The following is a 14,877-nucleotide window of genomic DNA, read 5'->3' as shown; positions in this document are numbered from 1 at the left end:
CTCAGCTCCCGCGATAGGTCTGGTAGCTCCAGGGCGTCGCGAGCAGCGGCACATGGTAGTGCGCGCTGGCATCGGCGACGGAAAAGCGGAGCGGGATCAGATCGAGAAACAGCGGGTCGCCCGAGGCGAGGCCGTGGGTCCTGAAATAAGCGCCCATATGGAAGGTCAGCATGTAGGTGCCGATGGCGAAGTCATCGTCCGCCAGCATCGGCTGGTCGGTGCGCCCGTCGGCATTGCTCCGGACCTGCTTGACGCGGCGCCAGGAGCCGTCCGGTTCGAGGACATCGAGATCGATCGCGACGCCGGCCGCGGGCTTGCCCCTGACCGTATCCAGAATATGCGTGCTCAGCCGCCCCATGCATCGTTACCTCTCTGCTGCCGGCTCGGAACACTATCAGCGCCCGGTTAAAGGTTCGAGGCGATTTCCAGTTCAGTTGCAGCCTACGGTCTGGTCACGTCGCGCTCCTTGCCGAAGCGCTCGACCAGGAAGTCGATGAACAGCCGCACCTTCACCGAGAGGTGCCGCGTCGGCGGATAGATCGCATAGAGCGCGAGCGGCGGCGCGGCGTAATCGGCGAGGATCGCGGTCAGCGCGCCGCTCTCGAGCGCGTCCGCCGCGATGAAGCGCGGGATCAGCGCAATGCCCTGTCCCTTGATGGCGACGTCGCGCAGCACCTCGGCATTGTTGACGCATAACGACCATGCCGGCTGGACCCAGTGGTCGCCGTCGCGGCCGGTGAGCTTCCACTGATTGCCGGTCAGCAGGAAACCGTAGGTGAGAGAGGTGTGGCGACGCAGCTCCTCCGGGCTGCCAGGCGTGCCGTGCCGCGCGAGATAGGCCGGCGCGGCGCAGATCACGCGCTCCACCGGCATGATCCGCCGCGCCACCAGGCTCGACGATTCCAGCTCGGCGATCCGCAACGTCACGTCGAAGCCGTCCTGCACGGGATCCAGCAGATCGTCGCTCAGCACGATCTGCAACTGCAGCTCGGGATAGCGGGCCATGAAATCGGCGACGACGGGACCGAGCCGCATGGTGCCGAACGACATCGGCGCGTTGACGCGCAAGAGCCCGCGCGGCGCGGCCTGCGACTGGCTGACGGCCTGATCGGCGGCGTCGAGCTCGGCGAGAATCGAGACTGCACGCTCGAAATAGAGCTGGCCGGTCTCGGTCGGGCTGGCATGGCGCGTGGTGCGGACGATCAACTGCACGCCGAGGCTCTGCTCAAGCTCGCCGATATATTTCGAGATCGCCGAGCGCGACAGCCGCAGCTGCCGGCCGGCCTCGGCGAAGCTGCCGCTCTCGACCACCTTCACGAAGGCCCGCAGGCTGCTCAGCTTGTCCATAGGCCTGCCATTGTCGCCAAATCGTAGACAGAGACGTCACAAGAGCACGGATTGTCTCCAAATCAAAGCCGGCCAATATTGCGCCCAGGAGTTCAACGGCCCTTTCGGCGGCCCATCGACAGGAGACCCACATGCCCGGACTGCACCACGTGACTGCGATTGCCGGCGATCCGATCCGCAATTTCGGCTTCTACACCCGCGACCTCGGGCTGCGCTTCGTCAAGAAGACGGTCAATTTCGACGATCCCGGCACCTATCACTTCTACTACGGCGATGAGACCGGCCGCCCCGGCACCATCCTGACCTTCTTCCCCTGGGCCGGCGTGCGGCCGGGCCGCCGCGGCGTCGGCGAGATCCACCAGACCGCGTTCCGGGTGCCGCAGCGCTCCCTTAGCTACTGGACGCAGCGCCTCACCGAGAAGGGCATCGCCTATGAGGCGCTGGAGAAGCGCTTTGGCGAGTCGGTGCTGCCGTTCACCGATCCGGACGGCATGGCGCTGGCGCTGGTCGGCGTCCCCGGCGCAGAGAACGAGCCCGGCTACAGCAATGGCGACATTCCGGCCGAGCACGCGATCCGCGGCTTCCACGGCGTGACCCTGCTGCTCGACTCCGCCGAGAGGACTGCCGCCGTGCTGACCGACGTGTTCGGCTTCGAAGAGACGGGCCGCGAAGGCTCGGTGATCCGCTTCAAGGCGCCGGGCGACGCCGAGGGCAGCGTGGTCGACGTCTACGAGGCCAGGGGCTTTCTCCGCGGCGCGCAGGGCGCCGGGTCGGTGCATCACATCGCCTTCCGCGCCGCCGATGACGCCGCACAGGGCGTGATGGCGCAGCGGCTGGTCGATCGCCACGGCCTGCATCCGACCGAGCAGAAGGACCGCAACTACTTCCGCTCGATCTACTTCCGTGAGCCTGGCGGGGTGCTGTTCGAGATCGCGACCGATATCCCGGGCTTCGCGGTCGACGAGCCGGTCGCCGAGCTCGGACGAAACCTGAAGCTGCCCGCTTTCCTCGAATCGCACCGCAAGCAGATCGAAGGCGTGCTGCCCAACCTCGAAGAGGCCGCATCATGACCGTGGCATTGTCCTTCACTCACCGCTTCCAGCCCGGACACACGCCGGGAGCAGCCCCACTGCTGCTCCTGCACGGCACCGGCGGCGACGAGAACGATCTGCTGCCGCTCGGCGCTACGCTGTCGCCCGGCGCCGCCCTGCTGTCGCCACGCGGCCAGGTGCTCGAACATGGCATGCCGCGCTTCTTCCGCCGGCTTGCCGAGGGCGTGTTCGACGAGGACGACGTCCGCCGGCGCGCGCTGGAGCTCGGCGCCTTCATCGACGCGGCGCGTCAGCACTACGGGATCGGAGCGCCGCTCGCGGTCGGCTACTCCAACGGCGCCAACATCGCCGCCGCGCTGCTGCTACTGCAGCCGGAAGCGCTGACCGGTGCAGTGCTGTTCCGCGCCATGGTGCCGCTGGCGCATCCTCCGGCCGCCAGGCTCGCGCGCCGGCCGGTGCTGATGCTGTCGGGGCTCGCTGATCCGATCGTACCCGTCAGCAATTCGGCGAAGCTGTGCACGCAGCTCACCGAGGCCGGCGCCGACGTGACCCACACGACGCTTCCGGCGGGGCACCAATTGTCGCAGGCGGATGTGACGCTGGCGCGCGACTGGCTCGCCGGACTGCCGCAGGCGATCGCCGCCTGAAGACGCTTGCGGCTGTCGCGGCTCCTGGCCAAGAATGTGGTCTCATCAGCACCAGCATCGGACCGCCCTCCGGCGGCTCCGATGCTGGCGGATAGATGGGAAGGATGTTGCGCATGGCCGTCGACAAGCTGTTCATCAATGCGCGGCTCGACCGCGGCGCGCGCCATGCGATCACGGTCGACGGCGGCCGCATCAGCGGGCTTCTCGCTGAGACCGAGCGCCCTGAGGCGCGCGAGGTGATCGATCTCGGCGGCGCGCTGGTCGTGCCCGGCTTCGTCGAGGGCCACATCCATCTCGACACCAGCTTCTATGGCGATGCCTGGAAGCCGCACAAGCCGTGCACCAACGGCTTCGACGTGCATGAGCGCGTCACGTTCCAGGCGCAGAACATGGCGGCGGCGGCGCCGATGGACGTCCGCGCCCGCAACCAGCTCGATCTCTGCATCGGCCACGGCACCACGCGGATGCGCAGCCATGTGATGGTCGACGGCTCCGTCGGCCTCACATCGCTGGAAACGATCCTGCGCGTCCGCGACGAGTATCGCGAGCTGATCGAGATCCAGCTCGTCGCCTTTCCGCAGAGCGGCATCCTCAAGAGCCCGGGCACACCCGAACTGCTCGACGAGGCCATCAGGCTCGGCGCCAACCTCGTCGGCGGGCTCGATCCCGCGAGCTTCGACCGCGACGTCGAAAAGCATCTCGACGTCGTGTTCGGCACAGCCCACAAGCACGGCGTCGATGTCGATATCCATCTGCACGATCCGGGCATGCTCGGCCTGTTCGAGCTGGAGCAAATCGCCGCGCGCACGCGCGCCCTCGGCATGCAAGGCCGCGTCGCGGTCAGCCACGCCTACGCGCTCGGCGACCTGCCTGCTGACCCGCTCAGGAAGATTGCCGACGTCCTGGCGGCGTCTGGCGTCGCCATCATGACCAACGCGCCGGGCGCGCGGCCCTTCCCGCCGGTGGCGCTGCTGCGCGCGGCTGGCGTCACCGTGTTCAGCGGCAACGACAACATCCGCGACTCCTGGTGGCCCTATGGCGACGGCGATCTGTTGAACCGCGCCATGATGGTCGGCTATCGCTCCGGCTTCTATGTCGATGACGAGTTGCGGATGGCCTTCGACCTCGTCACCGAGGCTGGCGCCAAGGCCTTGAGGTTTGCGGATTACGGCCTGCGCGTGGGCGCACGGGCCGACTTCGTCACCCTCGATGCCGAGCACGTTCCGCAGGCTGTCGTCGCCGCGCCAAAGGGCCGCTCAGTCTACAAGGACGGCCACCTCATCGCGCGCGACGGCCGTGTGATCAAGCAACCGACCTAGGCGCGCGTCATTGTGCCGGCTCGACCGGTGCCTGTGAGCGCGGCGGCTCGGCGCGCGACACCGTCGCGGCCTCGATCCAGCGCATCACGGCCGATAACTGTCCGCCGGACTCGCGATAGGCCTGCAGCTGATAGTCGGCCGAGCTGCCGAACTGCATGATGATGCGGCAGTGCTCGACCTCGGCGAGACATCCCAGGGCCTCCGCATGCGGTGCGACATCCGCGATCATGCGGTTGAGGATCTCCTGGCCCGTCACGGGACCGTCCTCGGTCACGAACAGACAGTCGGTGCCATAACGCTGCGCCCGCCACTTGTTCTCGACCGCGATCGCGCGCTCGACATTGCCGACGGTCTCCGCAAGATCGGGATTGAGATAGAGGTAGCGTGCCAAAGCGCGATAGAGCGAGGCAATCGCCACGGCGTCATCCACCGACGTGCAGACGTCGGGCGCACGCAACTCCAAGGTCGGATGCCGCAGCGACGGCCGCATCGCCCACCAGACATGACTCTCGTCCGGCATCACGCCGGACTTCGTCAGCGCCGCGACATAGCGATCATATTGCTGCTTCGAGGTGAAAAGCTCGGGCAGGCCGCTGCGCGGCAGCTCGTCATAGGCGGCGAGCCGATAGCCCTTCAGGCCCGTCTCGCGCGAATTCCAGAACGGCGAGGACGCAGACAGCGCAACGAACACCGGGATGTAAGGGAGCATCGCCCGCATCACCGCGAAGCGCAGGTCCGGGTCCGGCAACTGGACATGCACGTGCATGCCGCACAGCATGTTGCGCTGGCCGACGATGCGGAGGTCCTCCATCATCTCCGCGTAGCGCGGCTTGGGGCTCGGTTGCGAGCTGCGCCACCTCGCGGTCGGATGCGTGGAGCAGGCCAGGATCGTCAGGCCATACTGACTTGCCACGCTGGCAACCTCGCGCCGCAGGAATTTCAGCTCCTCGCGCGCATCGCCGACATCGACATGGACGTTGGTGGCGACCTCGAGCTGCGCCTGCAGCATCTCGCGCATGGCCTGTCCGCCGGTCGACCAGTTGGCGGCCTCGAACAGATCGTCGGGCGTGCGGATCGCGACATCGCGCGTCTGCGAATCGACGAGAAAGTACTCCTCCTCGATGCCGAACGAATATTCCGTGACTTCCTCGCTGCCGGTGGCCGAGCGGATCACCAGACGACGCTCGTCATCGCTCAGGCCAAGCCGCAGCTTCTCCAAGATGCGTGGATCCAATCCCATGTGATCAATCCTGTCAGACGTCAAATGCCGTGCGTCTGCAGCCATGCCTCGAGCAGGGCCGCCTGCCACAGCCGCGAATGTCCTTTGGGGCTCATCTCGGCTTCGGGGTTTTGCAACATGTGGTCGATAAGGTCGCGCTGGTAGAGGCCGCGTGCGCGCGCCTTCTTGTCGTTGAGCACGTCGCGGACATAGTCGAGGAACGGGCCGCGCAGATAGCGCAGCGACGGCACCGGAAAGTATCCCTTGGGGCGGTCGATCACCTCCGCCGGCACGCAGCGGCGTGCCGCCTCCTTGAGAATGTGCTTGCCGCCGTTCTTCACCTTCAGCTCGGCGGGCATGCGCGCGGCGAGCTCCACCACGTCGTGATCGAGGAACGGCACGCGGGCCTCCAGCCCGAACGCCATCGTCATGTTGTCGACCCGCTTCACGGGATCGTCGACCAGCATGATCTCGGTATCGATCTGCAGCACCTTGTCCACCGCCGAGGCGCCGGCATGATCTCCGAAGAAGCGCTCCACGAATGCCAGGCTCACGTCGTCGCCGAGTAACTCCGGCGCCAGCAGCCGCTGCAGATCCGAATGCGTCCAGTCGAAATAGACATTCTGATATTGCTGAACGGGATCGTTGGCCGAGAGGAAGCCTGGATACCAGCTGTAGCCACCGAACACCTCGTCGGCGCCCTGCCCGCTCTGCACCACCTTGACGCGCTTGGCGACCTCCGACGACAGGAGATGGAACGCGACCGCGTCGTGGCTGACCATCGGCTCAGACATGGCCGCGATGGCATGGGGCAAGGCGTCGAGCGCGCGGTTGCCGCCGATCCTGATCTGCTCGTGGTTGGTGCCGAACGTCCGTGCAATGATGTCGGAGTAGTGGAATTCATCGCCGGTGTGCTTGCCCACCGCGTCAAAGCCGATCGAGAAGGTGCGGATGTCCTCGTGTCCCAGCTTGGACAGCAGCGCGACCAGCAGCGACGAATCCAGCCCGCCCGACAACAGCACACCGACGGGCACGTCAGCGACACGGCGACGGTCCACCGCCGATGTCATCGCGTCCAGCAATGCATCCGACCATTCTTCCTGACTCATGGCGCGATCGGTCGGACGCGGCGCGCCGACGCTGAACTGCCAGTAGCGTTCGCGGCGCTGCGCTCCATCGGGCTCGATCGTCAGCAACGTCGCCGGCTCGAGCTTCTTCACGCCATTGAGGATCGTACGGGGCGCCGGAACGGCGGCGTGAAAGCTGAAGAAATGATGCAGCGCCGTTCGATCGATCGAGGTGTCGACATCACCACCGGCGAGCAGCGCCGGCAGGGACGAGGCAAAGCGGAGGAAGCCCGGCCCCTCGGTGTAGTACAGCGGCTTGATGCCGAGACGGTCGCGCGCGATCACGACGCGTCCGCTGTCGCGCTCCCACAGCGCGAAGGCGAACATGCCCTTGAAGCGCTGAACACAGGTCTTGCCCCAGGCATCATAGGCCTTGAGGATCACCTCGGTATCGCCGTCGGAGAAGAAGCGATAGCCCTTCGCCTGCAGCTCGGCGCGCAGCTCGCGGAAATTATAGATGCACCCATTGAACACGATGCCGAGGCCGAGCGCGGCATCGATCATCGGCTGCTGCGCGGCGGCTGATAGATCGAGAATGCTGAGACGACGGTGGCCGAGCGCGATTCCGCCCTGCACGTAGAGGCCGGCGGCGTCGGGACCGCGCGCCTGCATCGCGTCGTTGACTCGGCCGAGCGCCGCGAGCGCGGGCTGTCCGGAAGTCCTGACTTCACCACAAATGCCGCACATCGCGGATCATCCAGTTTCTGTTGTGTTATGTGCCGCCGACAACCCTCTGTGATCGTTTGCGTTCCGCGACGAAGCCGGCAGAGTCCGTGGCAAATAGCGGAACGATTTCGGCGGGTCTGGACGCGCGCGCGACCAGCACGTGATCGGGCGGAACCTCGATCCAGTCCGGCTCCTTGTCAAAAGGCTCGGAGACGACGATCACTTGATCGCCATCTTCCCGGTAGTAGAGCGAGTTGGCGCGATCATTCTCAGCGAAGCGAAACGCGTAGAGATCGTGGCCATTCGACAGGGCGGACGTGAAGCGCAGGTGTTCGCGCAGGCCGTCCTCGTTGACCAGCTGGCGGAGCGCGCGCAGCACGTTCGATGTCGCACCGATCGGGTCCTGATCGATGCCGGCGCCGACGATGGCGAGGAACACGGCTTCGGAATCGGTGGTGCCGAGCCGCGAAGGATACAGCGCGTCCGGAATCATAGCCTCGATCTTGCGGCGCAGCCTGTTCCAGCTCCCGACGAAGCCGTTGTGCATGAACAGCCAGCGGCCGCAGGCAAACGGATGGCAGTTCTGACGGGTCACGGCCGTGCCGGTCGCGGCGCGCACATGCGCGAAGAAAAGATGTGAATGCAGGTGCCGGCAAAGATAGCGGAGATTCTCATCGGACCACGCCGGTCGTGTCTCGCGATACAGGCCTGGCTCGGGATGATCACCGTACCAGCCGAGACCGAAGCCATCGCCATTTGTGCCTGCGGTGGATTCCAGCGCGCGGATGCTCTGCGTCACCAGCGAGTGTTCCGGCTCCGTCACATAGTGCTCGAAGGCGGTCGTCTCACCGCGGTACGCGATCCAGCGGCACATCCTGCCCTCCGGTTCAATCAATGAGCGCGCGGCACGCCTGCGCGTGTCACGTTCTTTCGGAGCAGGCGGAAACGCGTCAAAGCACCCCTGGTTCCCGCGCACTCAGTCACGCACGGGACGTCAGCCTGTGGGACTGGGATTGGCGTCGCCCGGCTCCAGCAACATGCCAGTGCCGGGAGTCTTGTCCTTGTCGGTCAGGTCGGGCCGCGCATGCGGGCCAGCCGAAGGCATGCTTTCCGGGGCCTGGCCGCTTCGTCGCGGGAGCGTCCGCGTCGCGCAGCTCTCTGCGATCTCGCGGTTTGCGATCTGGGTGCTCGTGATCTTCCTCATTCATCGATTGTCCTCTCGCGCAGATCAACGAGTCAGCGCGCGAAGGCAACCTTCGTCAGCTCTTGCCGTTCCCGTCCGCACGTCGGAGATCGCCTCTCCGGGCTCCGCTTTCCCGTCGTTGCGACAGGTGCTCGATCATTGCGAGTTGTGCGTAGAGCTCAGGTCCTCGCCAATCGTCATGGCGACACCGACCGTCTCGCCGCACGTTCCTCGCAGATGAAGCGACATCGCCGCACTCATGCTCACGCCTCGCCGCGCTCGCGCACCAACCGGAGCCACGCCGCCGCGGCCGGCGACAGATAGGCGCCACGACGCCAGGCCATCGCCAACGTCCATTCGGTGCCGGGCTCGTCGAGCAGGACGAGACTGATCGGCACCTGCGTGCGCTGGGTCGCGATCATGCGCGGCAGGAAGGCGACCCCGAGACCGGCGCCGGCGAGCTCGGCAATGAAATCGATCTGCGTGCTGCGTGCAGCCACCACCGGCTCGAAGCCATTGCGGCGGCAGGCCTCGCGGAGGATACGGTTGAGCGCGAAGCCGGCTTCGAACAGCACGAACGGCGTGTCGCGCAGCTCAGCGAGCGTGATCGTTTTGCGGCGGGCCAGCGAATGATTGACAGAGACGAGCGCCATCAGCGGCTCGCGGCGCACGATCTGCGCGGCAAACTCATCGGCGATGGGCGGCAGCAGGCCGGCAAAATCGATGTCGCCTGCAGCCAGCAATTCGCTGAGCCGGTCGCTGCCGTGCTCCACCAGGCGGATCTCGATCTCGGGATAGAGCTGGCGGTAGAGCGCGAACAACGGCGCGAACAGCGTGCTCGACCCGATCGGCGGCAGGCCGAGGCGCAGCACGCCGCGCTTCAGGCCGCGCAGTTCGGCAAGCTCTGCCTGCAGGTCGTCGCGCTCCGCCAGCAGCCGGATCGCGCGGCGATAGACGATCTCGCCGGCCGCGGTCATGCGGCTCTTGTGGCCGAGCCGGTCCAGAAGGGGCAGGCCGAGCTCGTCCTCGAGCTGCTTGACGGCCTTGCTGACGGTCGACTGGGTCGCAAACACCACCTTGGCAGCCTGCGAGAAGCCGCCTTGGCGGACGACCTCGACGAAGGTCCTGAGGGTTCGAAGTTCCATAATCATGCTCAGTATTCGATTTTTGACTTGATATCATTCATTCAATTCGCTTTCTACATGTTGCGATGCGGCATACCTTGATCGCGCAATCACTTACGGACGCCGCCACATGATGCATCGCAGCATTTCCATTGGGGTTCATCGCCTGCTCCGCCGCAACCGGCTGGTGCAGATCGGTCTGCTCGGCCTGTTCTGGGCTGCCGGCGAGGCGCTGGCCCGGGCAACTGGCCTGCCGCTGCCAGGCGGCATCATCGGAATGGCGCTGGCGCTCACTCTGGTCCTGGCAGGCGGATTGAAGGTCGCCAGCATCAAGCGCGGCGCAAATTGGATGCTGGCCGAGATGCTGCTGTTCTTCGTGCCGGCGGTGCTGGCGCTGCTCGACCATCGCGAACTGTTCGGCCTGCTCGGCCTGAAGATCTTCGCCTTGATCGTCGTCAGCACCACCGCCGTGATGTGCGTGACTGCACTCACCGTCGACCTCTGCTACCGTTGGACCGAGCGTCATGACCCTCGCCGCGCTGTGGCGTGAGCCGCTGATCCAGGCGGCGGTCTGGTCGCTCGCGACGATCCTGCTCTATCTGCTGGCGAAGCGCATGCACCGGCGCTGGCCGCGCTGGTGGCTGATGCCGCTCGCGGTGGCGCCCGCGCTGCTGATGGTCGCAGCGCTCGCGCTCAACGTCTCCTATCGCGACTACATCCGCGGCACGCATTGGCTGGTGGCGCTGCTCGGCCCGGCCACCGTCGCCTTCGCCGTGCCGATCTATGAGCAACGCGCGCTGATCCGCCGCCGCTGGCCGCTGCTGTTGGCCGGCATGGTCGCGGGCAGCCTCACCGCCTTGGCGACCAGTTGGGCACTGGCCTATGTCCTCGGCATCGATGGCGAGCTGCGTCTGAGCCTGTTGCCGCGCTCGATGAGCACGCCGTTCGCGATGGAAGTCTCAGGCGAGATCGGCGGCATCCCCGATCTCACGGCCGTGTTCGTCGTGCTCACCGGCATCATCGGCGCCGCCGTCGGCGACGTCGTGCTGGCGCGGCTGCCACTGCGCTCGACGCTCGCCAGAGGCGCGCTGTTCGGCGTCGGCGCGCATGGTGCGGGCACCGCGCGCGCCCACCAGATCGGGCGCGAGGAAGGCGCGATCGCCGGCCTCGTGATGGTGCTGGTCGGGCTGATGAACGTGGCGCTGGCGCCGCTCATCATTCAGTTCATGCGGTAGCGTTCTCAGCGTCACGCGAGCGAGGCGATCCAGTTGCTGATCTCGGCCTGCCGGACCCCGTCATTCGCGACGTCCTGGTCGAGCCCGAGCCGCCACAGAATGTCGCGCCGGGCGCGGTCATGATGCAGGGCGGCGAGATCGGCTGCGTAGCGCTCGAGCTCCGCCGGATCGACGAAGAAGCCCTCCTCGACCAGCGGCTGGCCGATGCGGCGGATCACCCAGGCAACGTCCTGCAGGCTGAATTCCGGATGATATTGGACGCCCCAGAACCGGCCGTAGCCGCTGCGGATCTCCGCGGCCTGCACCTCGCTCATGGCATTGTGCGCGGTGACCGTCACATCCGGCGGCAGCCGGGTGACGATGTCGCTGTGAATCGCCGGTGCATCGAACACGGCGCCCCGCGCCGCATGCATCGGGTGATCACGGCCCGCCTCCGTCAGCGCGATCTTGCGCGCAAAGCCGACCTCGCGGCCGGCCGGATTGAGCGACACCTCGCCGCCGGCCGCCACGGTCGCGAGCTGGAGTCCCCAGCATGAGCCGAACATCGGCACGCCCCGCGCGAAGATCGTCCGCACCAGCTCGATCTGGCGCAGCGCTTCCGGCTCGCGCTGATAGATGTTGAGCGCTGATCCCGTGATGACGATGCCCTGATAGGCCTCGATCGGCTGCGGCAGGCGCGCATCGGCATCAGCGGGCGTGGCGATGTCAATCGCCGCGTCCGGCGCCAGCGCGCGCAGCACGGCCGCGTAGCTCTCCGACGGCGTGGCGCCGGCGACCTCGGCCCAGCGGCGCCGGCCGTCCAGCGAGTTGCCTTCGAGCACGAGCAGTCTCAGCACTCGTCAATCCTCCGCCCGCCCGATCAGGGCTCCAGCACGCCGCGCAGGAATCGAGCGCTCCGCTCGCGCACCTCCGGCCGGTTCAGGATCGTATGCACGTCGGCATCGATCACCATCACCTCCGCCTTCGCATCGTCTTTGAGCGCGGCGGCGCAGGAGCCGGTGAGGGCGCGGTCCTTGTTCCAGGGATTGGCCGCGGAGAAATACGGATCGCGCGCCGAGATCGCGTTCAGCACCGGCTCCTTTGGGCCGATGCCGAGCCTGGGCGCGGTGACGAAGTAGTTGTCCTCGCACGACCACGAATAGATCAGCCGCGCCGCAACATCCTTGCCGGCGTAGCGGCCGACCGCCACCGAACCCTCGCTGGTGCCCGCCAGCACGATCCGCAGCCGGTCCACCCAGCTCCAATCGCGCGAAGCCTTCAGCGCGTTCTCCAGTTCGGCCAGCCGCAAGGCGTGGACGCGCTCATAGATCGCGACGTCGACCGGCGAGGCGTAGGTCAGCCGGTCGGGAATCGCGAGGCTGTCGGGCGCCACCGACGCCACGCCGAGCTCATCGGCGAGCCAGGCCTGGAACTCCTTCACCGCCGGCGCCACGCCGCTCGACCCGTGCATCACGATCACGAGCGGCGCGATCCCGATCACGTCGGGCGCGTCCTCCGCATGCCCCTCCCAGCGCCGTCCGCCGACGAGCGCCGCCGGCAACACCAGATGGGCCAGGCTCCAGGTCAGCGCGAGATTCGCCGACGACGGCTCCAGCACCGTGCCCCTGGTCTCGCCGGGCGTGTCGGCCGCGAGGGCGGCGGTCACGAGCAGCAGGGCGGCAGCCACCGACAGGACACGCGCCACGAACATGATCGATCCGTCCTCCTGCGAGGCGAGCACAGCGAGCCTGGCGCGCACCGTCCGTTTCAATCACGGCATCGGGCTGCGGACAAGCAAGGTGCGACGGACAGAGCATGCAGGGCACGCATGCGGTGACGCGATCAGCGCGCGCGCAGCCGCCGGCGCTGGGCGCGTGGCGTGTCCATCGACCGGACGTGATGGCGGGGCGTGGCCACAGCGCAGAAGATCGCATTGGGCGCGGCGGCCGGCACGGCGGCGGCCTCGCGCGCTCCTCCGCAGCCGCTGACGACGCGAAGCCGCGGCACAACCGGCGACATGTCCCGCAAGCTCTCCTGCCGTACGCTCACATCGCTCAGGATCTCCACGGGGGAGAGAGCCAGCAGCGTCGCCCGCAAGCCGCGAAGGATGGCGGCCATTGCGCGCGACGGCCGCGTCCAGCGAAACCGCCGGGCCGAACGCTTGGCGCGGCCATCGGCGCGCTTGGCTCGCCCGGCTCCGCTGCCGCGCCGGCCGCGCTGACTGGACGCGGCTCCCTCTTCATCGACCTGCAGCATCAGCCGGAACGACAGTTCCGAGGGACCAGCCGCGATCAACAACTTGCGCATGCGTCTCACCTTGATCTCGCGACGGCCAACCCGGCGGCCGCGTTCGTCGAGACCATCGCGCAAGGACGGTGACCGCAAGCTGTTGCCCGATGTCAGCGACATGTCAGCTCCGCCGCCGGCGGTATCGTCGCCGGAAGCGGGTCATGGCTCACATTCTCTCTCCCAGCCGCGCCATCACCAGATCGAGCACGTCGGCCTCGTCGAACGCCGCCGCAGTGAGCGCCGCGCCCGCCGCGATCAGTTCGTCGTGACCGAGGTTGGTGCGCATGCCGACGGTGGCGATGCCGGCCGCCGTCGCCGCCGCGATGCCGGCGCGGGAATCCTCGAAGGCGACCGACCTTTCCGGCACGGCATCGATCGCACGCAGGCCTTCCAGATAGGGCAGCGGGTGCGGCTTGCCGTGCGGCAGTTCGTCGCCGATGACCACGGCGCGAAACCGGTCCATCAGCCCGAGCCCGTGCAGGATCAGCTCGGCATTGGCCCGCGGCGCGTTCGTCACGGCCACCACCGGAATCGCCGCCGCCGCGGCCCGATCGAGCAGCGCCGTCAGGCCCGGCAGCGGCTGCACCGCGCCGGCGGCGAGGCTGCGAAACACCTCCTCCTTCTGCGCCATGACCGCCGCGCGCCTCTCGGGCGCCTCATCCGGCAGAAATTGGACGGAGATCGAAAGATTGGAGCGGCCGAGCAGTTCGCGTGCCGCCCGCGCGCGGTCGAACACGTGGCCATACGGCCCAAACACCGCGTTGAAGGCCTGCAGATGCAGCGCATCGGTGTCGGCGAGCGTGCCGTCGATGTCGAACAGCAAAGCCCGCCCCTTATTGATAACGCCTCGCATCAGCAAATTGACCTCAACTCATCCGGATGTTGACGCGATCTGATCCAACTCTCGACCATTCCGCCTGTCGTTATTCCCCAAACGGCGTGAAACCGCGACGGGGGAAATTGCGATGATCGGCCAGTTGAGCGCATTGCCTGTTTTGACATCGTCGAGGCTCGGAGCGGCCGCCGCGCTGGTCTCCGTCATCTGGATTGCCGCACCCGGCTCCGCGCAGGCCGGATCCGCCAACGGCGACATGGTCAACGGCCAGTACTGCAACGATCTCTGCAAGGCCTATATGGCCTGGTCCGACCGCATGCTGGCCGTCACCCAGTCGGCGTCCTATTCGCGGCCGCAGGTGCGGGTCGCGGTGCCGCAGAGCATGACGCCCAAGAAGATGGACAAGGCCGAGAAGCCGGACCGGATGGCGCAGCAAGGGCCGAAGGCGCATCGGCCGGCCAACCTGAACTCCTTCGCCCAGCTGCCCTCCGGCAGCCAGGCCACGCAGTCTTCGTTGGAGCCACCGCCGAGCGACCTCGCCGCGTCCGACGCGCCGGCGACAGGTCGGCTGTTCGCCGCCGACCCGCTGCCCCACTCCGCCATCGCCGACATGCGCCGCGCGACCGACGCCGCCGGCCTGCGGCTGGTGTCGATGACCGAGCCCGGCATGGCGCCGGTCACGGTCGGCGAGGCCGGCGGCAGCCCGCGCTCGAAGATGCCCTCGATCTGGATCATGCTCGCCGCGGCCGCGCTGCTGGCCTATTTCGGGCACGGCTGGCTCAAGCGCCGCAACGGCGCGTCGCATCACCTCAACTGAGACGGCAGAAACTGCGACGTCAGATCGCCCGCGCAATG

At 67.2% G+C, this 14,877-nt stretch carries 16 protein-coding genes; 6 read left to right on the top strand and 10 right to left on the bottom strand.

Annotated elements, in window-relative coordinates; translation table 11 throughout:
• Window position 1: 1 nt before the first annotated feature.
• Together uraH and QW881_RS26145 are read right to left on the bottom strand one after the other, a co-directional pair.
• Window positions 2-358, bottom strand: coding sequence for a hydroxyisourate hydrolase (uraH, locus tag QW881_RS26150; protein WP_315734880.1), 357 nt, complete (start codon window positions 356-358; stop codon window positions 2-4).
• An 83-nt stretch (window positions 359-441) separates the two neighbouring features.
• Window positions 442-1,347, bottom strand: a complete 906-nt coding sequence (locus tag QW881_RS26145; RefSeq protein ID WP_315734881.1) for a LysR family transcriptional regulator — start codon at window positions 1,345-1,347, stop codon at window positions 442-444.
• 131 nt (window positions 1,348-1,478) lie between these two features.
• Between QW881_RS26145 and QW881_RS26140 the strand changes: the two genes are divergently transcribed.
• The 3 genes from QW881_RS26140 (at window position 1,479) to QW881_RS26130 (ending at window position 4,365) form a co-directional block, all read left to right on the top strand.
• Complete coding sequence (locus tag QW881_RS26140; RefSeq protein WP_316158834.1) at window positions 1,479-2,417, top strand: ring-cleaving dioxygenase; 939 nt, start codon at window positions 1,479-1,481, stop codon at window positions 2,415-2,417.
• Entirely contained in the window at window positions 2,414-3,046 is a 633-nt protein-coding gene (locus tag QW881_RS26135) for an alpha/beta hydrolase (protein WP_315753681.1), read from the top strand. Before QW881_RS26140 ends, QW881_RS26135 begins: the two co-directional genes overlap by 4 nt.
• A gap of 113 nt (window positions 3,047-3,159) precedes the next feature.
• On the top strand, window positions 3,160-4,365 hold the full coding sequence (locus tag QW881_RS26130) for an amidohydrolase family protein (RefSeq protein ID WP_315753683.1): 1,206 nt from the start codon (window positions 3,160-3,162) through the stop codon (window positions 4,363-4,365).
• Window positions 4,366-4,372: 7 nt separating this feature from the next.
• Here QW881_RS26130 and QW881_RS26125 read toward each other — a convergent pair whose 3' ends face one another.
• The 4 genes from QW881_RS26125 to QW881_RS26110 all read right to left on the bottom strand — a co-directional run bounded on the left by QW881_RS26125 (window position 4,373) and on the right by QW881_RS26110 (window position 9,705).
• The gene (locus QW881_RS26125; protein ID WP_315753685.1) at window positions 4,373-5,605 is read right to left on the bottom strand and encodes a carboxylate-amine ligase; all 1,233 of its coding nucleotides are present in this window, start codon (window positions 5,603-5,605) and stop codon (window positions 4,373-4,375) included.
• Window positions 5,606-5,625: 20 nt separating this feature from the next.
• Window positions 5,626-7,398 (bottom strand): N-acetylglutaminylglutamine amidotransferase, encoded by a 1,773-nt coding sequence (locus tag QW881_RS26120; RefSeq protein WP_315753687.1) that lies wholly within the window; start codon window positions 7,396-7,398, stop codon window positions 5,626-5,628.
• A 25-nt stretch (window positions 7,399-7,423) separates the two neighbouring features.
• Window positions 7,424-8,251: a class II glutamine amidotransferase gene (locus tag QW881_RS26115; protein WP_315753968.1), complete on the bottom strand. Its 828-nt coding sequence runs from the start codon at window positions 8,249-8,251 to the stop codon at window positions 7,424-7,426.
• A 572-nt stretch (window positions 8,252-8,823) separates the two neighbouring features.
• On the bottom strand, window positions 8,824-9,705 hold the full coding sequence (locus QW881_RS26110) for a LysR family transcriptional regulator (protein ID WP_315734888.1): 882 nt from the start codon (window positions 9,703-9,705) through the stop codon (window positions 8,824-8,826).
• Window positions 9,706-9,814: 109 nt separating this feature from the next.
• On the opposite strand from QW881_RS26110, the gene QW881_RS26105 reads away from it, so the two are divergent.
• Together QW881_RS26105 and QW881_RS26100 are read left to right on the top strand one after the other, a co-directional pair.
• Window positions 9,815-10,234 (top strand): CidA/LrgA family protein, encoded by a 420-nt coding sequence (locus QW881_RS26105; RefSeq protein ID WP_315753691.1) that lies wholly within the window; start codon window positions 9,815-9,817, stop codon window positions 10,232-10,234.
• Window positions 10,209-10,919, top strand: a complete 711-nt coding sequence (locus tag QW881_RS26100; protein WP_315753693.1) for an LrgB family protein — start codon at window positions 10,209-10,211, stop codon at window positions 10,917-10,919. Before QW881_RS26105 ends, QW881_RS26100 begins: the two co-directional genes overlap by 26 nt.
• Before the next feature lie 11 nt (window positions 10,920-10,930).
• On the opposite strand, the gene QW881_RS26095 is transcribed toward QW881_RS26100, so the two are convergent.
• From QW881_RS26095 to QW881_RS26080, 4 genes are all read right to left on the bottom strand, one after another.
• Window positions 10,931-11,755 (bottom strand): type 1 glutamine amidotransferase, encoded by an 825-nt coding sequence (locus QW881_RS26095; protein WP_316158837.1) that lies wholly within the window; start codon window positions 11,753-11,755, stop codon window positions 10,931-10,933.
• Between the two features lie 23 nt (window positions 11,756-11,778).
• Window positions 11,779-12,609 (bottom strand): hypothetical protein, encoded by an 831-nt coding sequence (locus QW881_RS26090; RefSeq protein ID WP_316158870.1) that lies wholly within the window; start codon window positions 12,607-12,609, stop codon window positions 11,779-11,781.
• A 131-nt stretch (window positions 12,610-12,740) separates the two neighbouring features.
• Entirely contained in the window at window positions 12,741-13,307 is a 567-nt protein-coding gene (locus QW881_RS26085; protein WP_315753698.1) for a hypothetical protein, read from the bottom strand.
• A 46-nt stretch (window positions 13,308-13,353) separates the two neighbouring features.
• Window positions 13,354-14,046, bottom strand: coding sequence for an HAD-IA family hydrolase (locus QW881_RS26080; protein WP_315753700.1), 693 nt, complete (start codon window positions 14,044-14,046; stop codon window positions 13,354-13,356).
• A gap of 106 nt (window positions 14,047-14,152) precedes the next feature.
• On the opposite strand from QW881_RS26080, the gene QW881_RS26075 reads away from it, so the two are divergent.
• Window positions 14,153-14,839 carry a hypothetical protein gene (locus QW881_RS26075; protein WP_315753702.1) on the top strand — a complete coding sequence of 229 codons (687 nt, stop codon included), beginning with the start codon at window positions 14,153-14,155 and terminating at the stop codon, window positions 14,837-14,839.
• Window positions 14,840-14,877 lie beyond the last annotated feature (38 nt).

The sequence above is a fragment of the Bradyrhizobium sp. SZCCHNS3016 genome (genome assembly GCF_032484535.1).
Classification (GTDB): Bacteria; Pseudomonadota; Alphaproteobacteria; order Rhizobiales; family Xanthobacteraceae; genus Bradyrhizobium.
The sequence above is the reverse complement of the archived record's forward strand: the minus strand, read 5'-3'. Positions and strand labels throughout refer to the sequence as shown.